At 60.8% G+C, this 22,737-nt stretch carries 14 protein-coding genes and 1 tRNA gene; 5 read left to right on the top strand and 10 right to left on the bottom strand.

The genetic code is table 11. The annotated features are described in order from the left end of the window. Together JNN07_19225 and JNN07_19220 are read right to left on the bottom strand one after the other, a co-directional pair. A complete protein-coding gene (locus tag JNN07_19225; GenBank protein ID MBL9169877.1) occupies positions 1–3,417 on the bottom strand; it encodes a VCBS repeat-containing protein in 3,417 nt (1,138 codons plus the stop codon). A 126-nt stretch (positions 3,418–3,543) separates the two neighbouring features. Then, positions 3,544–6,930: an immunoglobulin domain-containing protein gene (locus tag JNN07_19220; GenBank protein ID MBL9169876.1), complete on the bottom strand. Its 3,387-nt coding sequence runs from the start codon at positions 6,928–6,930 to the stop codon at positions 3,544–3,546. A gap of 184 nt (positions 6,931–7,114) precedes the next feature. On the opposite strand from JNN07_19220, the gene JNN07_19215 reads away from it, so the two are divergent. Then, positions 7,115–7,378 (top strand): 30S ribosomal protein S20, encoded by a 264-nt coding sequence (locus JNN07_19215; GenBank protein MBL9169875.1) that lies wholly within the window; start codon positions 7,115–7,117, stop codon positions 7,376–7,378. 347 nt (positions 7,379–7,725) lie between these two features. Here JNN07_19215 and JNN07_19210 read toward each other — a convergent pair. From JNN07_19210 to JNN07_19190, 5 genes are all read right to left on the bottom strand, one after another. Beyond that, positions 7,726–7,802, bottom strand: a tRNA-Pro gene (locus tag JNN07_19210). 59 nt (positions 7,803–7,861) lie between these two features. Next, positions 7,862–8,929 (bottom strand): esterase family protein, encoded by a 1,068-nt coding sequence (locus tag JNN07_19205; protein ID MBL9169874.1) that lies wholly within the window; start codon positions 8,927–8,929, stop codon positions 7,862–7,864. Between the two features lie 70 nt (positions 8,930–8,999). Further along, positions 9,000–10,310: a (Fe-S)-binding protein gene (locus JNN07_19200; protein ID MBL9169873.1), complete on the bottom strand. Its 1,311-nt coding sequence runs from the start codon at positions 10,308–10,310 to the stop codon at positions 9,000–9,002. Beyond that, the gene (locus tag JNN07_19195) at positions 10,307–11,263 is read right to left on the bottom strand and encodes an FAD-binding oxidoreductase (protein MBL9169872.1); all 957 of its coding nucleotides are present in this window, start codon (positions 11,261–11,263) and stop codon (positions 10,307–10,309) included. Before JNN07_19195 ends, JNN07_19200 begins: the two co-directional genes overlap by 4 nt. 1 nt (position 11,264) lies before the next feature. After that, positions 11,265–12,713: an FAD-binding protein gene (locus JNN07_19190; GenBank protein ID MBL9169871.1), complete on the bottom strand. Its 1,449-nt coding sequence runs from the start codon at positions 12,711–12,713 to the stop codon at positions 11,265–11,267. A 325-nt stretch (positions 12,714–13,038) separates the two neighbouring features. Between JNN07_19190 and JNN07_19185 the strand changes: the two genes are divergently transcribed. The 4 genes from JNN07_19185 to rsmI are packed head-to-tail and all read left to right on the top strand — an operon-like array spanning position 13,039 to position 19,350. Beyond that, a complete protein-coding gene (locus JNN07_19185; protein MBL9169870.1) occupies positions 13,039–13,575 on the top strand; it encodes a cob(I)yrinic acid a,c-diamide adenosyltransferase in 537 nt (178 codons plus the stop codon). A 40-nt stretch (positions 13,576–13,615) separates the two neighbouring features. Next, positions 13,616–16,288 carry a glucosidase gene (locus JNN07_19180; GenBank protein MBL9169869.1) on the top strand — a complete coding sequence of 891 codons (2,673 nt, stop codon included), beginning with the start codon at positions 13,616–13,618 and terminating at the stop codon, positions 16,286–16,288. 22 nt (positions 16,289–16,310) lie between these two features. Then, complete coding sequence (locus tag JNN07_19175; GenBank protein ID MBL9169868.1) at positions 16,311–18,527, top strand: fused MFS/spermidine synthase; 2,217 nt, start codon at positions 16,311–16,313, stop codon at positions 18,525–18,527. Positions 18,528–18,570: 43 nt separating this feature from the next. Next, positions 18,571–19,350 (top strand): 16S rRNA (cytidine(1402)-2'-O)-methyltransferase, encoded by a 780-nt coding sequence (gene rsmI / locus JNN07_19170; GenBank protein ID MBL9169867.1) that lies wholly within the window; start codon positions 18,571–18,573, stop codon positions 19,348–19,350. On the opposite strand, the gene JNN07_19165 is transcribed toward rsmI, so the two are convergent. Genes JNN07_19165 through JNN07_19155 form a run of 3 tightly spaced genes read right to left on the bottom strand, consistent with a single transcriptional unit; the run spans position 19,279 to position 22,618 of the window. After that, the gene (locus JNN07_19165) at positions 19,279–20,118 is read right to left on the bottom strand and encodes a metal ABC transporter permease (protein MBL9169866.1); all 840 of its coding nucleotides are present in this window, start codon (positions 20,116–20,118) and stop codon (positions 19,279–19,281) included. The two genes, rsmI and JNN07_19165, sit on opposite strands and share 72 nt — an antisense overlap. 10 nt (positions 20,119–20,128) lie before the next feature. Further along, the gene (locus tag JNN07_19160; GenBank protein MBL9169865.1) at positions 20,129–21,058 is read right to left on the bottom strand and encodes a zinc ABC transporter substrate-binding protein; all 930 of its coding nucleotides are present in this window, start codon (positions 21,056–21,058) and stop codon (positions 20,129–20,131) included. Between the two features lie 39 nt (positions 21,059–21,097). Then, positions 21,098–22,618, bottom strand: a complete 1,521-nt coding sequence (locus JNN07_19155) for a hypothetical protein (GenBank protein MBL9169864.1) — start codon at positions 22,616–22,618, stop codon at positions 21,098–21,100. Between the last annotated feature and the right edge of the window lie 119 nt (positions 22,619–22,737).

Raw genomic sequence — 22,737 nt, 5'->3', positions numbered from 1 at the left:
TCAGGGTTTGGGCGAGGGTTTCTGAGCGGTAGGCCAACGATTGAGGTAGAGCTGGGGCTGTCGGTTGGGTTCGCCGAGAAGCAGGTCGGCTTTGCCATCGCGATTCCAATCGGCGACACTCACGCACGTTAGGACCCCATCACTCCGAATGCCGGTCTGGCCGGCGCGACTGGGGGAGAAACCTCCCTGTCCATCTCCGAGGAGTATCAATCCCCGGCCCGCATCCTGCCGGACAGTGTCAGGCCCGTAGGCTTCCCGATTTTGGGCCAGAAAAAGATCCTGGTTCCCATCGGAGTTAAAGTCCGCGGCCGCCAGGTCGTTGAGAACACTCAGCTGGGCGACCGTGGGGAGCCGATGGAATTCAACTCGCTCGCCCCGCCATCGGAACACGCCATGGTCAAGGATGTTGGCTTCGACATGTCGGGCGGGAACTTCGGCTGCCCGCCAGAGTTCGTCCATGGAAAGCCTGGCAAACTCGGCATGAGTGGTGAATTGCTGCCCTATGCGCGGCACCTGGTTCTTGAGGGCGCTCAAATCATTCAGTGGAAAGTAACGATCGAATCCCGGCGGACGCACGGCCAGGAGCGTGGCCCAGCTTCCACTCTGGTTGATATCCCCATAGTAGAGTCTCAGCGGATGTTCAAGAAAGCGGTTCCAGAGCTGGTTTCGGCCTTGATTGCCGGCCACGAGTTCCGGCGTTCCGTCGCGGTCGAGATCCACCGCGATGAGCGATGTCCAGAGCCCCTTCCAGGCTCCCAGCCCCGATGGCTGGGTTCGTTCCACGAACCCCTGACCGGTGTTCACGAACAACCGCAGCGCCCCCCATTCGGTGGCAACCACGAGATCGGGGCGACCATCCCTGGTCAGGTCCGCGAGCACGCTAGCGGTGACCAAACCCAAGCGGCTCCAGTCGACGCCGAAGGTCTCAGGAACGAAGCTACCTCCGTCATTCCGATACCATTGCGATGGCGCGGGATCGGGGTAATGCCGGGTGACAGTTCGTCCCCCAACGAAGAGATCGGGATCTCCGTCCCCGTCCGCATCAGCCAAGCTCAGTGTTCCTGCGCTCATGGGCAGAGGGTGAGCCCAGGGCGTGAAAGTCACCGTGCGCTCTCGAACTCGAAGTTCGAGGATTTGGGAGCCCGCGGGATCCGTGGTTTCATCGCGAGCGATCGCGAGCAGAATCAGAGACTCTCCGGCCCTGGTCACGAACGCAGCGATGGCGGTCACGTCACCAGGCAGGCTTGAAACTCCTTCTGGCAAGGGCAGGGGAGAAAACTTGCCCTCTGGAGAATTGAGCCACACCGAAGGAGAGCCCCCGCGGCCGGCGCCGAGCACGAGATCCTCCAACCCGTCCTGATCCACGTCGAAGGCGAGAGATCTTGGGCCGCGCTGGCTGAGCGTCCAGGGTATCAACGGTTGGACGGACGAATCGTCGAAGGCAGCCTCTTGGTGTGCAGGTAACGGGTTCGACAAAAGCGCTTCGAAAAACCCCGCTGAAGATGGAGCTGCAACCAGGGAGCTGACGGGTGGAGCGGCGCCGAGTTCGTCGATGACATAGAGCTGGTTCCGTTCGAGAGCAGCCACCTGAGAGACGGCACCTCCCGGCCAGTGGACCTCCAGGCGGGCTGTCTGTCCTTCCCGCCAATTGGCCGCGAAAACGCGCCGACTTTCATCGCCCGAGAGATAACGACCACCCGCGATGATCTCCTTCTGCTGAACGCCTTGGGGGTCCAGCAACCGGATCCGGGCGCCGACCCCTTGGGTGTTCTTCCCCTTGCCCTTCAGCCGAACCGCGATGCGCGGCGCGACGGACTGATTCCGGTAGAGTCCAGGCGATTGGTTGAGGTCGGACGTCACCACGTCGAGATCTCCATCGTTATCGAGGTCGGCGAGGATGACACCGTGAGTGATGCCGGGGCGATCGAATCCCCACGCCGGCCCGGCAGGGTCGAAGGTCAGATCTCCGCGGTTGCGAAAAGCCACATTCGGTGGTTGAAGGGGCGGGTAATTCGTCATGAGGAGGGCTGCGGGGAGCTGAGGGTCCTGCGCTCGCAACTGGGCGATGCGTTCCGCTGCATCGAAGTCCTGCATGTCCGAGCCGTGTCCGGTCGCCAACAACAAATCGTCGTAGCCATCCAAATCCACATCGAGAAAGGCGGCACCCCAGGTCCATTCGCTGGCCTCGACCCCAGCGAAGGGTGCCATCTCGACAAAGGTTCCATTGCCCTGATTCCAGAACAGCATGTTGCGAAGATACTGCGGCCGGTCCCACTGTTCGTCTTCGGGCTGGACGCAGGGTGAGCTATTCCCGCGCTGCGTTTGGCGCCGGCTGAGGTCGGCGCTGAGCATGTCGGAGACAAAAAGTTCGGGGAAGCCGTCGCGGTCGAGGTCCGCTACATCCACACTCATGGAAGCCCAGCTGGTATGGCGCAATGCCCGAGCCGGTGCGGCGTGGAGGTGGGCATCGACGCCGCCCATCCACAGGCGGTCGGGCGACGAAAAATCGTTGCAGACATACAGGTCGGGACGCAGGTCACCGTTCAGATCGTGGAAAAGCGCCGACAGGCCCCAGTCCAGTGGCGCCTGAGTCAGCGGTTGGTTGGTCTCGTCGCGAAAAGTGCCGCCTGTCCAATCCAGGGGAGTAAACTTGCCGTTTCCCTCGTTGCGATACAGCACATCCGGCTCGCCTAACTCAATTAATGATCCTTTGCCGGGGGCGGTGATATGGACCAAAAAACGATCCTCGTGAGGCGGAGGAACCACGAGTTTGCCGTTCACCTGTCGAAGCCGAACCCGGATTGGGTTGTCGCGCACCGTGGTGGTGCGATAGTTCGTGATGTAGACATCCAGATCGCCATCAACGTCGACATCGGCCACGGCGATGGAATGACTTCCACCGCGGCGCTGGAATCCGGCATCAGGTTGCTCGGTAAACTTGCCTCTTCCATCGTTCTGGAAAAAGCGTGTGCCGCCGCCGATGGAGTTGACCAGCAGGTCGAGGTCGCCATCGCCATCCAGGTCCGCCAGGCAGGTGCCTGTGGAAAACTGTCCCTCGCAGGCAATCCCGGCCGTGGCGGTCATGTCCGCGAAGCGCCAATCCCCCAGGTTCCGATAGAGCCGGTTCCCCTCCGTCAGCGTGCAGAAATACAGGTCACAAAGGCCGTCGCCGTCCACATCACCTGCCGCCACGCCGGATCCATTGAGCAAGATCTGGTTCTGGGCTGACAGCGTGTTGCTGAGCCGATTCGTCAGATGGATCCCGACGCTGCTCGGCTCGAGGCGCAGAAATCCGCTTGCGCCCTGGGCGGGGATTCGAAGCGGCTGGCGGCTCTCGACGGCAGCAGAAGCCGCTTCGACGGCCGGTAATAGGGCCGTGCTGCCGAGAATCAGCCACGTCGAGAGCCATCGAATCATGTAAATCGCGAGATCGCGCTGCCACCAACCTAACCGGCACGGGCGGGGCTGCACACCATAAAAAAGGGCACAGACGGTTCGTCTGTGCCCTCGAGAACAGATATTGGATTAACCCGCGTGCTGCGTTTACGGCTGGCGCAGGCGGAAGTAGGCGGCGGGAGCCGTGTTTGGGATTGTGACGGTGTAGCGTCCGTTGACCACGGCGGGCGCGCCCGGAACGGTGTTCCAGATCGGATCCGTAATGGAGCCTTTACCTTCCAGCACAAAGCCCGTATCGGCCTCCGGCCAGGACAGGACGAAGCCAGCGGGGCCTCGAACCGCGCTCAAAGACGGAGCGGGGCGTTGGGCGGGCACCGGGCCGTAATCCCGATACTGCACCGACAGCAAGGACCCGGCTTCGTCGCGATCCGCATTGGTGTTCAATCCCACCAAAATTTCGTCGGCCATCGAGACTTCGCCTGAACTGATCTGGGTCCAGGTGAAGCCGTCTGTCGAGCGGAAGCTCGTGAAGGTGTTCGCCTCGCGCTTGAGGCGGATCCACTGAGGGAAGGTGAGGCCCGGGCTGGTGCTCGGGTTGAATTCGGTCGTGCCTCCGTTCTGAGTCGGACGATAGAGGTATTCGATGTAGCCGCGGGTGGCGACCACGTTCAGCGAGACGTTGGGGCTTCCAGGCTCGATGTTCTCCCGGGCCATGAGGGCAGCCTTGGGATCGCCTCCGGGCGCTCCGAGTTGCTCGACTTTGTCGACGCGGACTCGAACGTCGAAATCGCCCTGTTTGGGCTCGTAGACGAAGGTGAAGGAGTCGGAGTTGTCCCAAGTGCGCAATCCGCCCGCGACGACATCAATATCGCCGCAGCCGTCGGGAGTGGTGACATAGCCCGCCTCAATCGGCCCGCCGATGTCCGCGGCGGCTAGTCCTTGGTCAGCCAGGGTGATCTTGGAAGAGACATTGCCCAGCCCACTGTAGCTCACTGAAAGGCTGGAGCCTTCCTTGTCGATGTCAGAGTTGGTATTGAGCCCGACCAGCACCGTTTCGGGCAGGCCGACTTCACCTTCGCTGACCTTGCTCCAGTTCCGGCTGTCCGTAGAACGGTAGCTGATGAACTTATTCCCACTGCGGCGCAGCCGGATCCATTGAGGGAACGTCAGGCCCGGGCTGGTGCTGGGACTGAACTCGGTCGTCCCGCTATTGGCGTTGGGACGGTACAGATACTCGATGTAGCCACGGGTGGCGACCACGTTGAGCGAGACGTTGGGACTGCCCGGAGTCAGATCTGCCCGAGCCATCAGCGCCGCCTTGGGGTCTCCGCCGGGAGTGCCATTTTGAGTGACGCTGTTCACCCGGACTTTCACATCGAAGTCGCCAGTGTATTCCTTGTAGACGAAGTTGAAGGAATCCGTGTTATCCCAGGTGCGGAGGCCGCCGGCTTCCACTTCTACTTCGCCTGGTTCGGTTCCGAAACTCACTTTACCCGCTGTGATGGGCGCGGGGTCGCCGATGTCCGTCCATTGGAAACCTTGATCAGCGGGGGCGAGAGACAGATTGGAATACTGCACTTTGAGGCGGGCGCCGGCTTCATTGATGTCGGGGTTGGTGTTCAAGCCGACCAGGATAGCCTCCGGCATGACGACCGTGCCTTCGCTGATCACGGTCCAGTCTTTGCCGTTCGCGGAACGGAAGCTTCGGAAGACATCGCCATCGCGCTGCAGGCGGATCCATTGGGGGAAGGTCAATCCGGGGCTGGTGCTCGGGTTGAACTCGGTGGTTCCGCCGTTGGCATTTGGTCGATTGAGATATTCGATATAGCCACGGGTCGCAACCACGTTCAGGGAGACGTTCTGACTGCCGGGAGTGGTGTCGGCACGGGCCATGAGGGCTGCCTTCGGATCGCCGCCCTTCGCCCCGAGTTGCTCGACGCTATCCACCCGGACACTGACGTCGAAGTTGCCGGTGCGCTCGGTATAGATGAAGTTGAAAGAGTCGGTGTTGTCCCAGGTGCGCAGGCCTCCGGCAATCACCTCCACGCTGCCGCCCTTGGTGCTGACGGCGCTGCCCGACTCGATGGGACCGCCGATGTCCTCGAGTGTGAGGTCGAGCCGGCTTCCCAGGATCAACCCGGCCTCGCCCATGGCGACCCCTTGGCTGTTCTTGACCCCTTCGATTTTTACGGTGAAAGGATCTGGCAGGTCGTTTCCGACGAATTCCAGGAGCACCGATCGGCCATCGGCTCGGACTGTAGCCTTGGTGATGGGGTAGGCCTTGCCGTTGGCGAAGACACGGTAGTTGGCGAGATCAGCGGCGCTGGCGGAGTCCAGGGTCGTGTCGAATTGAACACCGATCGGCCCGCCGGCGAAGCTGCCAGCCGAGACCAGGTGAGGGCCGGCCACACCACTTCCACCTTGGACGGTCATTTTAGCGGGGGCGGAGATGGCTGAGCTGAAGGCGTTCTTGACCTCGACCGTGTAGTCCCCGGCGTCTTCCACCGACGCGAAGGCGATGCGATAGCTTGCCGCGGTTGCGCCTGAGATGGCTCCGCCATTCTTCCGCCATTGATAGGTGTAGGGAGGCGTGCCAGCAGCGCCGACGGTCAACTCAACCGTGCCGCCGACTGAAGTGGTCGTGGCCGAGGGAGGGGTCGGGATGCTGACGGGGCCCGATGGGGCGAGTGACGACAGGTGTTCCCCGGTGATCAGCTGCGGTTCTGCCCAGGTCTCATACTGCCAGCCCACGTGGAAGGATCCGCCGCCCCACACGCGCTTGGCGAGAGCCTCAATGTAGTACTTTTGGCCGGCCTCGAGGAGAACTTCCGTGGAGGGCGCGCTGAAATTCTGCACTCCGGTGGTTCCTCCCAAAATCAGCTCAATCTTGTTATTGGGATCGGCATCGGAGCTTAAAAGCAGCCGGGTGGTGGTGTTGTTCCCGGAGATGTAAAAGACATAAATGCCGCTTTGCTGAGGATGCAGATACCCGGCCATTTGGTAGCCGACGATCGCGGTGTTCTCGGAGTTCTCCATGGTGGTCGCATAGCTGACCAGGTCGGGGCTGTCCGGAAATTTGGGATCCGCGACCAGAGACTCGATACTACCCCCAAACAGTCCGGTGTAGGTGCGCAGGGAGATCGACCCCTGGGCATTGTTCACGAGCAAGCTTTGAGCTGCAGCTTGGGTGTTGGGAGGCGTGGCGAGATCCACGAGGCCGTTGACCGTGAGAGTGTACACGGAGTCCTCGGCAAGTCCGGTGGTGGTCAAACGCACGGAATTGGGAGCCAGCACCGTCACCGTTTGGACGGCGGCACCGTTATCCAGGGTGTAGCCGGCCTTGTTCCCGGCCGAGGCTGGGGTGACGGGTTCGTTGAAGGTGACCGTGATGCTGTTGGGGAAGCCCAGTCGTTGAGCTTTTTCGACGACAGGCGGCTCGGAATCCTGGGCAAGCAGAGCGGACGAAGAGATTAGGCTCAGACCGAAAGCGAGAGCACGACCTCGCCAGCGGGTGGCAAACGGATGAATGGGCATATGGTTTACTTCTTGAGGGTTGTTGATTCTGAAGTTCTGAATAGCAGAGACATTGGGCTTGTTCAACGGATTTCATGGAGCTGGGCTGCCAAAACCGGTGAAATTCGCGATTCAGATCGTTGACAACTCCGTGAAATCCGATACAAATGCGCCCTCTTACAAGAGTCGTGATTGATAAATAGCTATGCCGAATACGAAATCAGCCGAACGCCGCGTGCGTAACAGCGCTCGTCGCGCCTCCACTAACCGCCGCTCGAAGAGCCGTTTGAAGACCCTGGAACGTCGTTTGAACGACGCCCTCAAGACAGGCAAGAAAGAGGAAGCCGTGAAGGCGTTGAGCGAAGTGGCCTCCGCGTTCGATAAGGCGGCCAAGAATGGAGTCGTTCATTGGGGTAAGGCCGACCGGAAAAAATCCCGTCTGGCACTGAGCGTCAAGAAGCTCAAGTAGTTCTGACTTTCCAATAGCCACCGGCGTCTTTTGATCAGGACGCCGGTTTTTGTTTGTACCGCATACGATCTCTTCCGTCGGCTTGCGGAATCTCTATGGGCCCTGGCCGACCAAAGGGACTAAAGCTAGCAGGGGGAACGGACTCACCCACCGATTTTATGGAGGACACGGATCCAGGAGAGGGGTTCTGAGGCTAGGTAATGGGAGATCGCACTCGTTCTCAGAGTGATGAGACAGTTCCCTGAGATCTTTGCCCATCCGTGCGAGCTGCGAACTCCAGGCGAAGCGGTTCTGCTTTAGCGAACGGGGCTGGTTAATACCGCGAGATCAGGGAAGGGAAGGGAGAATGGTCGGAGCGACAGGATTTGAACCTGCGACGTCTTGGTCCCAAACCAAGTGCTCTACCAGGCTGAGCTACGCTCCGACGCTGAAGCGACACTACCCGCGCATCGGAAGGGGCAGCAAGCTATTTCGCTGGAGTAATTACTCCTGACGGTAACCTCTCCAGATCCAGACCAGGGTATCCGCCAGCGTTTGCTCGAAGACTTTGCGATCGCAATGGCCAGTGGCGCGTGAGAACACGTAACGATGCGCGTAGCCCTTCGCTTGAAGGGCGGACTGAGTACGTTCGCCAGCCATCACCCAATTGTGTTGGGTCGATTCCGGGTCCTTGGCCCGTAGGTCATTTTCCGAGACGTGCGTAAAAATGCGAAGCGGCTTCTTCTCACTGTTGAGGATGAGCTTCAGGCTGGAGTGATACTCCCAGGCACCATAGGGGTATTTAGCTTCTTCCGGAGCGTCGTCATCCTGCTGGTCCACGAAGGTGCCTGAATAGGCAATGATCCGACGGAATAGGTCCGGACGAAACCATCCCATGGTCAACGCCGCGGCCCCTCCCGAACTGCAACCCATGGTGGCCCGACCCCACGGGTTGTCGGTGATCGCAAGACCTGGATAGGCGGCCTTGATCGCCGCGTTGCCCAGCACCGCCGGGAACACTTCGTCGTTGATAAAGCGGGCGAACCGATCGGACATCGTGTCATACTCGAGACCCCGTTCACTGTTCTTACCATCGTTCCCACCATTCTCGACCGCGATGACCAGGAAGGCTGGGAGTTTTCGGTCCGGGTTCTTGGAGACCGTGAGGTTGTCCAGGGCGTTGCGAACCAGGTTCAGCTGGCTGGGCCCGTCGTGCGTCACGAGCACCGCGGCCTTGCTGCCGTCTCGGTAGGCGGCGGGGATATAAACGAAGATTTTACGTTCCGTCCGGACTGCTTTTTGAGCCGGCTCCAGCGTGGCGTCGTCCCCGCGGAAGATTTTGCTGTCAGCCAATCGCAGGGTGAACTCGAAGGCTTTGCCTTTGGGATTGCCTTGGTCTACCAGGTCTGGGTCGATGGTGTAGTCAGGGCCGATGGTGAAGGCGCCGTTGCCGGCTGCCCCTGGATTCTCGGCGTAGGAGTTGGCGCCCAGTGCGGTTGATGAGAGGATGGTGACGTTGACGCCGAGACAAAGTGCTGCGGCGACGATGCTTCGCAACCAGTAAGTGATCATCGGGCAGTGTTTGTGGATTCTGTTTCGGGACACAAGCGAGAAGTAGCGGGGATCCTGCTCCTGGCAACAGTCATGGAGACTCACAACCTGCGCCGCCGAATTCCACCAAAAAGTCGGCTAGGTGCAGGGCGCGAATGCGGTCGGCGCCTGCTTTGGCCAGGCCCGCCTGCATTTGCAGCAAGCAGCCGGGGTTGGTGGTGACGACGATATCGGCTTTCGAGTTGAGAATGTTTTGGATTTTTCGATCTTGAAGCCGGCCGGCCATCCCGGGCTCGGTGAGATTGTAGCTGCCGGCGCTCCCGCAGCATACATCTGCCTCGGGCAATTCGACGTAGTTGGCGCCGGCCACCGATTGCACCAAGCGACGCGGAGGGGCGGTGATCCGTTGGGCGTGGGCCAAATGGCAAGCGTCGTGGCAGGTTACTCGCAAGGCGCCGATAGACTCGCTGTTCCTGACGGGGACGGGACCGGTTGGCAGCCCTGAGACCAAGACCTCGCTCAAATCTTTGACTTTGGCGCTGAACCGTCGGCCTCGTTCAGCCCAGGCCGCATCCGCCGACAGCAGATGCCCATACTCCTTGAGCGTGGAGCCACATCCGGCCGCGTTGATGACAACCAGATCGCAGTCCTGGCGCTCGAAGATCTCGATGGTCTTGCGCGCGAGATCGCGAGCTGCGGTCAGGTTGCCGCCGTGAGCAAACAGCGCTCCACAGCACGGCTGGTCCGGCGGCGTGACGACCTCGTATCCGAGCTGGTTCAACAAGCGAACACTGTTTCGATGGGTTTGACCGAACATCACGGACATCACGCAGCCATTGATAAACCCCACCCGGCCGCGCGCGAGTGGCGGATGGCTCGCGGGACTGGTCGTCGGCAAGTCCGCCCGGGACACCTCGCGGGGGATGAGTGACAGGGCCTCCTGGACCGGGCGAGGCAGCCACGCGGTGACGCCGAGCGCCTTAAGCGCCCGCGCGGGCGCCAGCGCGATTTCCATGCGCTCGGGGAACGGGAAGATCTTCTCGATGGCAACCCGTCGCAGGAACGTTTGCCATGGGGACCTGGAGTGATGGCTCTCGATGTGTTCGCGCGTGTGCTCGAGCAGCTCTCCGTATGGCACACCGCTAGGACACACCGCCTCACACGCCCGGCAGCCCAGGCACAAATCGAGGTGCCTGACACTGTCCTCGTGCAAGGGCAGTCGGCCGTCCTGAAGCGCCCGCATCAAATAGATCCGGCCCCGTGGCGAATCGTTCTCATTGCCCGTTACCAGATAGGTGGGGCAGGACGACAAGCACAGGCCGCAATGAATGCAGCTCAGTGCCTTTTGGTCGTCGAGGAAACGAGACTTCGGCGAAGCGGGTAAGGAAAAGTTGAAACTCATGCTGGAAGCTCCGGAAACAGGTGGTGCGGGTCGAAGGCCTCCTTCACCCGTCGTGACAGCTCGGGTGCCGACCCGCGGCTGATCAACGGGAGTGCGGCGGGCGTTAGAATAAGCCCATTTCCTGCGCGAGCCAGGAAGTCGTCGGACATCAAGTCAGCCAGGGATTCGGTCAGACGCGACGGAAGCACCGAACGAGAGTGAACCACCGAGCTGGAGAACCGTTGCCAGAAACGGTTCTCCAGATCCTCGGCTCCGGCCGGCTGAAATCCCAAGTCGCGAATCATCGCGTCCTGCCAAGCGACGTCCTCCGGCATCCCTTCCAGAACCACACGGAGAGTGAGCAGTGGATCGGGACGGAAGTGATAGAGATCGGTGGCGACGGGAGTGAGTGGGGAGTGCCAGAGCGCTTCAAGGGCGGCATTGACGGTCTCGAGATTGGAGCAGGCACGATCGAAGGTGGCCGATGCCCGCGGGCGGGGCAGGAGTTTGAAGGTGACTTCCACGATCACCCCCAGCGATCCATGATCACCGATGAACAACTTGAGCAGATCGAATCCGGCGACGTTTTTGACCACTTGCCCTCCCGATTTGACGACCCGTCCATCGGCTAGAGCGACGCGCATGCCGATTACGTGATCGCGAATGCCGCCGTAGCCCAGGCGTCGCGGCCCGCTGCGGTCGAACGCGAGAAGTTCGCCGATGGTCAGGGATTCCGGCCGAGGGGGGTCAATAGGCACCCACTGGCCATGCGGAGCGAGGTGGGCCTGCAAGTCGGCCAGGGTCATTCCCGCCTCAGCGGTTACTGTCATGTCCTCGGGCACATGCGCCAGTAGCCGGTTGAGGTGTTTGAGATTGGGAATGCCCACCCAAGACTGGTCCTGATGAGCTTGAGCCAGGCTGCTGGCAAGCTCAGCCACATCGGCCGGTATCAGAGTTTGCTGGCGTCGAGACATTTCAGGCGGAGGCTTGGCGTTTGGGGCTGAAGTCGCCGCACTTTTTGGAGCTCGGAAACATCTTGTGCGGGTTGGAGCGCAGGTCGGGATCGAAGACGCGACGCAGCTGCTGCATGGCGGCCAGGTCATCGGGAGAGAACTGCTTGGCCATGAAATCCATCTTTTCGACCCCAATTCCATGCTCGCCGGTGACGCTTCCGCCCAACTCGACGCACTGAGTTAGGATGTCATCGGAGGCCTGGAGGGCTCGCTTCACCTGATCGGCGTCGCGTTCATCATAGAGGATAAGCGGGTGAAGATTTCCGTCCCCTGCGTGAAAGACATTGGGTATGCGCAGTTGGTGGCGTCGGCTGCAATCTTGGATGAAGGCCATCATCTCGGGCAGCTTCGAGCGGGGAACCACGCCGTCTTGCGTGATGAAATTAGGGCTGAGCCGCCCGATGGCGCCGAACGCGCGCTTGCGACATTTCCAAAGCTCCGCTCGTTCCTGTTCACTTTGGGCGATGCGTACCTGGCGGGCGCCGTTGCGATGGCAAAGGGACTCGACCTCCCGCGCCTGGGATTCCAGCCCGGCGGCGAGGCCGTCGAGTTCGATGATCAGCACCGCTCCAGCATCCAGAGGGAATCCGAAATGGTAAGCAGCCTCCACCGCCTGGGTGATCAGCTGATCCATCATCTCCATGGCACCGGGTACGATCCCGGCCTTGATGATGTCGCTGACAGTTTGGCTGGCCTGTTCGACAGTTTCGAAAATCCCCAGCATTGTTTTGAAGGCTTGTGGCGCACGGATCAGACGAACGAGCACCCGCGTGACGATGCCGAACATGCCTTCGGTGCCGATCGCAGCTCCCCGCAGATCGAGCCCGTCGATCTGTTCCCCACCTTCTGGGGTTGTGCCCAACCAAACGACTTCACCGCTGGGAAGGACGAGTTCATAGCCCAGAACATGATTGGTCGTGACCCCGTATTTCAGGGTGTGGGGACCCCCAGAATTGGTGCCGACGTTGCCTCCGATGGTGCACGCGGTTTGGGAGGAGGGATCCGGGGCATACAGCAAGCCGTGAGGTTTGGCGGCTTGAGTGACCCAGGCGTTGACACATCCGGCCTCCACGAGAGCCCGACGGTTGCGTGGATCCAGGGAAAGAACCCGATTCATCCGCGTGAGGGAGATCATCACCCCGCCGGTCACGGCCAAGACCGTGCCACTGAGGCTGGTTCCGGCACCGCGTGGGACGATCGGCAATCGCTCTCGCGCGCAGACCTGCACGACGGCCGCCACCTCTTCCGGGCTGCCCGGGAGTACTACGATCTGCGGCAGTTGTTTCTCCAGGGTGTAGGCGTCGCACTCATAGACCAAGAGTTCGGCGTCGGAGGTAATCACGTGCTCGGTCCCGACGATACGTCGCAGCTCCGCAACGAGCGTAGGACTGATCGCGTGTGATTCCGTCATGGACATGGGGTCGATGCTAAGGGGTAGGGCGCGACTCTGTCGAGCTGGGATCCCCTTCCGGAAGCACCGAAAAGCTGGAGAGGGCTGCAGTAGTCCCAGACACTTCGCGGCGCAGGTGACAGATGTGGAGTGCGGCAGCCCGCGCTCCTCCATACCCCTAAATCTTCCTGCTAGACGTGAGGCGTACACGAGGTAGGCCGAAACTCTGTGGAGCCCATGAATCCAGAATCCCGGTCCAAGGCATTGCGTTCCCCGAATTCCTCGCTAGGCTCTCAACGCAACCAAGCCAACCCACGGCTGTTCGTGGAACTGAGACTATCTGCTGATGAGCATAGCGACGAAAACCGGCGATGACGGAACGACCGGACTGATGTACAATCGACGGGTTCCGAAGAATCATCCCCGAGTGGAAGCCTATGGTTCTGTCGACGAACTCAACACAGCGCTGGGGATGGCCCGCGCCTCGACGGCGCATGCATTTATCAAGGACGCCATTTTGGCCACTCAGAAGGACCTGGTGATCCTGATGGGCGAGCTGGCTACGTTGCCGGAGGATCTGTCGCGCTACGAGAAGGATGGCTACCATTTGTTCTCGCTGGGACTGACGGATCGACTGGATCGATGGGTGACCGAGATCGAGGCGCAGAAGGTATCGTTCAAAGGTTGGGCCACCCCGGGGGACACTTTGGATTCTGCTGCCTTGGATGTGGCACGGACTACCTGCCGGCGCGCGGAACGTCGTATTGCGTCCTTGTGGGCGGGCGATGACCCGGGAAACACCGCCATACTCATCTATCTCAACCGCCTCTCGGATGCGCTCTGGCTCTCTGCCCGGTGGGTGGAGACCCACGCTGGACTTTGAAGCAGATCGACCGGGACAATGGACTAGGGAAGGAACTCGGATGCCGAAGAACGGAAGCAACACCGCGGAGCACCTGCGATTGAGGGAGGACCAGGCGCGGCTGCGCAACTGGAAACGGTGGGGCCCCTATTTGGCCGAACGGCAGTGGGGGACGGTGCGAGAGGATTATTCCGCCACCGGTGAATGCTGGGATTACTTTGGCCACGAGGCGGCAGTCAGCCGCGCCTATCGATGGGGTGAGGATGGGCTGCTGGGCCTGACCGACCGGGAATGCCGACTCTGCTTTGCCATCGCGCTTTGGAACGGTCGCGACCCCATTTTGAAGGAGCGACTCTTCGGACTGACCGGGCCCCAGGGGAACCATGGGGAGGACGTCAAGGAATGCTATTACTATCTCGATTCCACCCCCACCCACTCGTATCAGCGCAGCCTCTACAAGTACCCCCAGCAGGAGTTTCCCTACGCCCAACTGGTGGAGGAGAATCGCCGCCGATCTCGCGAACAACCGGAATATGAGCTGGCGGATACGGGGATCTTTGAGCAGGACCGGTATTTCGACGTGACGGCCGAATACGCGAAAGAAGGGCCGGACGATATCCTGATCCGCATCACGGTGGCTAACCGCGGGCCCGAGACGGCTGAACTGCACCTGCTGCCCACGCTGTGGTTCCGGAACATTTGGAGTTGGGGCAGTGATGAGGGCGCGGGGGTGCCGAAACCCTCGCTCAAGCGCGACGGACGGGGGATGGTTCAGGCCACGCACCCCACGTTAGGCGAGTTTTGCTGGGCCTTTGATTCCTCCGGGGAGACGGGAGCTCCGGAGCTAATGTTCACGGAGAACGAGACGAACCCGGAGGTTCTGTTTGGTTCCAAGCCCGACCGTCCCTATCTGAAGGACTCCTTTCACCGCCGAGTGGTTCACGGAGACGTGGAGGCTGTGAATCCAGACTGCCAGGGGACCAAAGCAGCAGTCTGGTATCGACTGAGCGTTGGTTCTGGCAAGCACGTGCAACTGCGGCTGCGGCTATCGGCCTCCGCGGAGCGGGGAGCAGGGCGCCTCGACGGCACGTTTGCGGAGATTTTTACGCGTCGCATCCAGGAGGCTGACGACTTCTACCGAACGATCGCGCCGGCGGGAGTGTCGGGGGAACTGCTCAAAATTTGGCGTCAAGCCTATGCCGGGCTGCTACACTCCAAGCAATTCTATCACTATGTGATCAAGGACTGGCTGGAGGGGGACCCAGCACAGCCATCACCGCCCCGGGAGCGGCTGGCGGGGCGGAACGCCGACTGGCAGCATCTGTTTAACCGCGATGTGATCGCGATGCCGGACAAGTGGGAATACCCATGGTATGCGGCTTGGGATTTGGCGTTTCACGTCGTCGCCATGGCGCGAGTCGATCCGGATTTTGCAAAGTCCCAAATCCTGCTCTTTCTGCGCGAATGGTACATGCATCCCAACGGGCAGCTTCCCGCTTACGAATTCGCCTTTGGCGATGTGAACCCCCCGGTGCAGGCGTGGGCTGCCTGGCGGCTTTACAAGATCTGTGGTCGGCGCGGCGAGCGGGACCGGGACTTCCTGGCCCGAGTGTTCCAAAAGCTCCTGATCAACTTTACCTGGTGGGTGAATCGGAAGGACGTGTCGGGACGGAACATTTTCGCGGGCGGATTTTTGGGGCTGGATAACGTGGGTGTCTTCGACCGATCCAAACCGCTGCCCACCGGAGGACACTTGGAGCAAGCGGATGGAACTGCCTGGATGGCGTTCTACTGTGGAACGATGCTTTCCATCGCGCTCAAGCTGGCCGAGCGGGCGCCGGAATATGAGGACATGGCGTCCAAGTTCTTCGAACATTTCGTGGCGATCACCAATGCGATCAACACGCTTGGCGGCTCCGGGCTGTGGGATGAGGAGGACGGTTTCTACTACGATCAGATTCATGTCGAGGGTCGGGTGATTCCATTGAAAATTCGCTCCATGGTGGGACTGATCCCGTTGTTTGCCTGCGAGCTGCTGGAGGAATCGGTGCTCGTCAACCTCCCGGGCTTTAGCAAGCGCATGAAATGGTTCCTGGCGCATGAGCGCAAGCTGGCACGTCACATCAGCCATCAGCCTCCCACCGCTGATCGTGCCGGGCGCTACCTCCTGTCCATCCCGTCGAGGCATCGTCTCGAGCGCGTCTTGCGCTACCTGTTGGATGAGCGTGAATTTCTCTCTCCGTTCGGGATTCGGTCCTTATCGAAGATCCACGAAAGTCATCCTTATGTCTTTCGCGCGGAGGGGCAGGAGTTCCGTGTGGACTACTCCCCGGGGGAGTCCACCGTGGGGCTTTTCGGTGGCAACTCCAACTGGCGCGGGCCGATTTGGATTCCGGTGAACTACTTGATCATTGAAGCGCTGGAGCGCTATCATCATTTCTATGGCGACGAGTTGCGAGTGGAGTGTCCGGTGGGCTCCGGCAAGTTCATGAATCTGCAGGAGGTGGCTACGGAGCTTCACCGTCGGATCACTCGGTTGTTTCTTCCGGACGCGTCCGGACGACGTCCTTGCCATGGGGAGGAATCGGCATATTCCGACGATCCCCATTGGAAGGAATTGGTCCTCTTCCATGAATACTTTCATGCGGACACTGGTCGCGGGTTAGGGGCCAATCATCAGACGGGCTGGACCGCGCTGGTGGCGCGCATGATCGAAGCCCTGGGCACGCACTGATGGGCGTTTAGTTTTTCTTGTTATGATCGGATTGTTTGGTGCCACCTTGTTTCTCAGCGCTCTGCTGCTGTTCTTCGTGCAGCCCCTGATGGGGAAAATGTTCCTGCCGGTGTTTGGCGGAGCTCCGGCCGTCTGGCAAACCGCTTTGCTGTTCTTTCAAGGCATGCTCCTGGCTGGGTATGCTTACGCGCATTTGGTGTCGCGCTGGTTCGGGCCATGGACCCGCCTGGCAATCCATGCGGCGCTGCTGATCGCGGCGCTGGCGTTTTTGCCTCTGGGGCTCGAGCGGGTTCGGATCACGGCGGACATGACCGTGGAGCACCAGGCCTGGCATCTGCTCGTCACTCTTCTCCGCGTCGTTGGGCTGCCGTTCTTTATTTTGTCCAGCACGAGTCCCTTGCTGCAGCGGTGGTTCTCGGAGAGCGGGCATCAGACCGCGAAGGATCCGTACTACCTCAGCGTGGCCAGCAACCTGGGCAGTTTTGTGGCGCTCTTCGCCTTTCCGGTCTTGGTTGAACCCTATTTTACCCTCCGGATGGCGAGCCAGGCGTGGGCGGTTGGATACGTGGCCTTAATTCCGTTGATCGGACTGTGTGCCTGGCGCAGCGGATGGATGCGTCGTGAGTCTGCGGAAGCGAATCCGGATGCCGCGGGTCGGCGGGACGCCGTTGCTCCGGGATTGAGCTGGCGACGGCGCCTGTCCTGGGTCGCCATGGCGGCGGTTCCTTCGAGCCTGATGCTGGGTCTCACCACCTTCACCACCACCGAGGTGGCCAGCATACCTCTGTTGGGGATCCTCCCTTTGGCTCTGTATCTGACCACGTTTATCTTCGCCTTTGCGCAGCGACGGCTGTTGTCCGTTCGGCGCATGAGCAGCCTCCTTCCTTTTGCGGTGGTGGGCCTGATGTTTCAGATTTTCACCGAAGCCACGCATCCCATCCTGATCATTTTAGGGCTTCACCTGGTGTTCTTTTTCATGGCCGCGCTCCTCTGCCACAGCCGATTGGCGGATGACCGGCCCGGGACGGAATCGCTGACGGAGTTTTATCTGTGGATGTCCGTAGGGGGGGTGGTGGGCGGGCTGTTTAACGCATTGCTGGCTCCGGTGATCTTTAGCGGGATTGTGGAGTATCCGCTGGCGATCGTGCTGTCCTGCCTGTTTCGCGTGGATGCCAAGCGGGACTCACAGCCCCTCCCCATACCGACCCGAACGCGAACCATCGATTGGGCTTTTCCGCTCGCCATCGCGGCTGTGCTGGGTGGCTTGATCGCTTGGACCGAACGCAGTCCGATGCTCGATCCTTATCCCCGGCGGATCCTGCTATTTGCCGTCGGGATGGTGGTCAGCATGGCGGCGGCTGACCGCTCGCTGCGGTTCGCCTTGAGCATCGGGGCCGTTCTCCTCTGCTCGGCCTCGATGCCTAGTCTTCACGGGCGGGCGCTTTACACGGAGCGCAACTTCTTCGGAGTTTCGCGGGTGACCCTGGATCCGGGTGGCTACTCGCATCGGTTGGTGCATGGGAACACCATTCACGGGCGCCAGCGCGTGCAACCGGACTGGGGCTGCGAGCCGCTGACGTATTTTCATCGGTCCGGACCATTGGGGCGGGTCTTCAGGCTGCATGAGTCATTGAACCTGGGCCCAAGAGTGGCGGTTACCGGCCTGGGCTGCGGAGCCATTGCCGGGCATGCGATGCCCGGAGAACAGTGGGATTATTATGAGATCGATCCGGCGGTGATCCGCATTGCCCAGGACACTAATCTCTTTCGGTTCCTCAACGGATGTTCATTGGCTCAGATCCGGGTCATCCCCGGGGACGCTCGATTGCGGCTACGCGAGGCGGTCGATGGCGAGTATGGCCTGATCATCATGGATGCCTTCACCTCGGACTCGATTCCGCTCCACCTGTTGACCCGTGAAGCCTTGGCCCTGTACCTGGCTAAGCTGGCGCCTCGCGGCGTCCTGGCCATCAATATCTCCAATCGCTATCTCGAACTGACTCCAGTCGTTGCGGCGCTCGCCGCCGATGCCGGACTGATCGGGTATCATTTCGAAGATCCTTTTGAGGAAAAGGACATCGGTAAAGAGCCTTCACATTGGGCCGTGCTGGTGCGCCCCGGCACCGACCTGAGCCGGCTGAAGAACGACGAGCGTTGGAAGCCCTTGGCGGAGGTGGCCAAGACCCGGGTTTGGACCGATGACTATTCCAACGTGCTGGGCGTCATGAAATGGCGCTAGGCTTTGGCTTGGCGAAACGCCACACTTGTATTTCGAACTGAACATGGACCTGAACGCCATCGCCACCCGTCCCGACTTGCCTCCGTTGACCCCGGGCACTCTGTATCTCGTGGCGACGCCCATCGGCAATCTCGAGGACGTTACGTTGCGCGCGCTGCGCACCTTGGCCGAGTGCGATGTCGTGGCGGCGGAGGACACCCGACGGACCGGACAGCTCCTGAGCTATTTTGGAATCTCCAAGCGCCTGTTGAGCTGCTTTGAGTTCAACGAGCGTCGACGGAGCGAAGAACTGATCCAAATTTTGCGCGGTGGCGGCAAGGTGGCCGTGGTGAGCGACGCGGGGAGTCCGGGGATTAGCGACCCGGGTGAACGACTGGTCCGGGCCGTCCTGGAAGCAGGATTGCGGGTAGAAAGCGTTCCGGGAGCCTGCGCCTTGGTCGCCGGGTTGACCGCCAGTGGGCTGCCGACCGACGAATTCCACTTCGTTGGCTTCTTGCCGCACAAGTCCGGCCAGCGGCGGAAGCGTCTGGAGTCTTTGCGGTTGGTTCCCGGCACTGTGGTCCTGTATGAGTCGCCTTATCGGGTGGAGAAACTGTTGGGGGAACTGGTTGACCTCTATCCGGATCGCTCTGTGGTACTGGCTCGCGAGTTGACGAAACGGCACGAGGAGTTTTTGCGGGGAACCCCCGCGCAGCTCGCGGAGCAGTGGCGTCAGCGTCCGCGTAAGGGGGAGTTCGTGGTCATGATCGCCTCAGCGACGGACGTCGAGCCCCGGCCGTCGCCCCAAACTGACGACGAAGGTCACGATCAAGAGCAAGCCTAGGGTGCAGACGATGGCGGCGCCAGCTGGGAGGTCCAGCTGGTAGGATGCGAACAGACCGCCGGCTCCACCCAGGACAGCGATGGCCCAACCTGTGGCGAGCATCCATCCCAGAGAACGCGCGAGCAGGTTGCCGCACAGAGCGGGAACGATCAGGTAAGAAAAGACCAAGAGAACCCCTCCGATTTGGACGAAGCTGGTCACGGCCGCACCGAACAGCGCATAGAAGAGAAAGTCCCACCATCGAATGGACCAGGTCAGCGTCTCGGTCTGCTCCGGGTGAAACGAAATTTGCAGAAAGCGCTTGCGGAAGATCAGATGAACGACGGCTATCACTGCAAACAGTCCAATGGTCTTCAAGATCTCGCCGGAGTTCACCGTCAGAATGTCGCCGACCAGCGTGCGTTTCAGCTCTTCATTGCCCTCCGGCGTTCGGCTCAGGAACACAATGGCCGCCGCCGCCGCCACCACGTAGACCACGCCGATCAGCGCCTCCTGTGGCACTCGCGTTTCGTGGCGAGTGCGGGTAAACGCGAAGAGAAAGGCTCCTCCGAGAGTGAATGCCACCGACCAATAGAACGTATGGACATCGTGGATGTCGTGGCCGAGCATGAGGCAGACACAGGTTCCGAGCGTGGCGACCTGGGCTAGGGCCAGATCGACGAAGATGACACCTCGTCGAACAATGTGGAGCCCCAGGTAGACCAACAGCCCTGGCAGCACCAGGCAGGCGATGGCCGGCCATTTCATGAGTGTCCAGACAATGTCCATGGCAGGCGGGTTAGGGCTGAGTGGAAAATGCCTTGGCCAGCGCGGAGACCAGGTAATCCAGCAGCTCGATGTAGCCGCCCTCGGTTCCCTTGACTCCGCCGGGAAACTGAGAGACTGGGACAATCTTGGCGCCGGTGTTCTGGGCGACGGTCTCGGCGGCTTTGCGGCTTACGTAAGGGTCCTGGAAGATCACCTGAACCTTTCGCTCCCGCATGGCGGTAATCAGGCCGGCGAGGTGAGCTGAGGAGGGAGGGATGCCGGGCTTGGGTTCCAGGAAGAGATCAAACTGGAGTCCGAACTCCGCCCCGAAGTATGGCCACGAGTTGTGATACGCCACCACTGGCTGTCCTGCGAAGGGAGCGAGGGTGGCTTTCCACTCTTTGAGCTTTGCATCGAGCTGGGCCTGGAACTGGCCGACCCGTTGCTCGATAGCGGTCCGCTGGTCCGGCAGCAGCTGAGCCAATCCCTGACCGATGTTGTGCGCCACCTGTCGGGCATTAGTTGGGGCGATCAGGAAGTGGGGATTGCCCGCAGCGTGGATGTCTCCTTGCGAGCGATCGGCTTGCAACGGGACCTCCCTCATCGCGATGCCGACGTTACAGCGGATGCGGCCAGGGGCTCCCAGGGCGAGCTTGGGATTGCGAGCGCCCTCGAGCAACGATCCCAACCAAGCCGATTCCAGCTCGGCTCCGCCCTCGATCAACACATCGGCTCGGTTCAGTTTGACGATGAAGCTGGGTTTGGGATCGACGAAGTGCACATCCTCGGTCGGCCGAGCCAACGCCGTCACGTCAACCTGATCTCCCCCTACGACGCGGGTGATCGCGGCGATGTCCGGCGTGGTGGCGATCACGTTAAGCCGTGAAGCAGCGATGGCCACAGTCAGGTGGCCGAAACAGACCAGGAGCAGGCACACGCGTAGGTGGTGCGATCGATTCATCTCCAGAGATCAAAGCAGCATCGAGACGACGGATGCGACCTAAAACTTGTGGGCGGGATGGGCCCCCAAGGAGAACTCGAACTGCATCCATACCGAATGGTCTGTACCGATATCTCGGCGTTGGTCGTAATTGTATTGCAGCCGTATTTTGGAGTATTCGCTGGGATACCAAGTCAGGTTGGGGGCGATCCGCCATCGGCCTTCCCGTTCCTGATCGCTGCCATAGAGCGACTCGTAGAGTGCGAGATGCTTTCGGTCGACATAGTCTCCCCGGAGAGCAGCTACCCAACCTCGGCGAAAACCATAGGCGATCTGGGTATAGAATCCGTAATCCGTGAGCGTCTCCCGCGACAGCAGATCCGGTGTCCCGTCGGAATTGCCATCCAGCTCACTTCCATCCGGGTTCAGGGCGCTATCACCATCGAGGTCCCAGTCGAAAGCGCCCGCCTGGTAGCGGCGCAGCATGATTTCCGATTGCCAGCTGACAAAGGGAAATCCGCCGTTGGCATCCGCCGGCTTCCACTTCCAATACATATCGGCGCCATAGATTTGAGTGTCGGTGTCTCTCCCGGACGCGTTGGGACCAAAAGCCCCGGAGAGTCCCACGAGCAGTGTTTGCTGATCGGTGAGGTTGAAGGAACTGGCCAGCCGTGGGGTGAAGAGCAGATCCCCGATCGTAGACAAGCTGCCGGGGTCGTGGAGCCGATGGAAGTAAGCCTCTCCTTCGAAGCTGTTGCGAAAGCTGGCCGCGGTTTCGCCGTGGCTGTTCTGGACTCCGAGGCTGAGCTCGGTGAAGAAGGGGGTGGGGGCTAGCCAAGACAGCTTGGCACCCAGGTTGCGCAACCCGTCCCCTCCCAAAAATCGGCCGCTCACGAGGGGGCTGTCGACGGAGGTCCAGGTGTGGGGGTGCGTGGAGTTGTGTCGGCCGAACTCGCTGAAGAACTGTCCGGCGCGCAAGGTTAGGTTGGCGGGCAAGGAGAGCGTCTCCAGGTAGGCTTCCTCGACTTCCAGGGAAGACTCACCCTCCGAGTCGATCTGAAACAAGATGCCGCTGGCCGCTCGAAAGTAGGGATCCACCGCGCCGGTGAAGGAGGCCTCCAGGCCTTGGAGAGTAAACCCGCGGACGCGCGGGTCGTGGGCACCCAATTGCAAGCCACCTTCGATATCGTCGGCCGTTGATCCGCCGACCGCCATGGTTCCCACCAGTCCCAGATCCAGGTAGGCATTTCCTTTTTGAAGTCGAATCGGGTCTGACGGCTTCCAAGGTGCAGACTGAGGGGCGGGGGCCTCGGAAGCAGGAGTTGCGGGCTTTGGTTGGGACGTGGAGTTGGCGGGGGGAGAGACGGAGGCCGGCAAAGCGGGCTTCGAACCTAACGCCTCGATCTGGCGTTTCAAAGCGTCGATCTGCTCTCGTTGAAGCTGTTGTTGCCGCTCGAATTCGGATTGCATCTTTTCGAGCTGCTGGCGCAGCCGCTGTAATTCATCCTGGCTCTGAGCTGAAGCGATGGGTGCAGATCCGCTGAGGGACAGCAATAGAACCCAACTGAGGTGCTTATTCATGGGCGTCCGTTCGTTTGTTTCTTCGTGGCCTCGATCGCTGCGATTCGCCTGACTGAGTCAACCCCAGAGCCGACCAAGGAAGGACCAAATCACAGACGGAGCAGTCCCCGGGGGCAAGT

Source organism: Verrucomicrobiales bacterium (genome assembly GCA_016793885.1).
Classification (GTDB): domain Bacteria; phylum Verrucomicrobiota; class Verrucomicrobiia; order Limisphaerales; family UBA11320; genus UBA11320.
The sequence above is the reverse complement of the archived record's forward strand: the minus strand, read 5'-3'. Positions and strand labels throughout refer to the sequence as shown.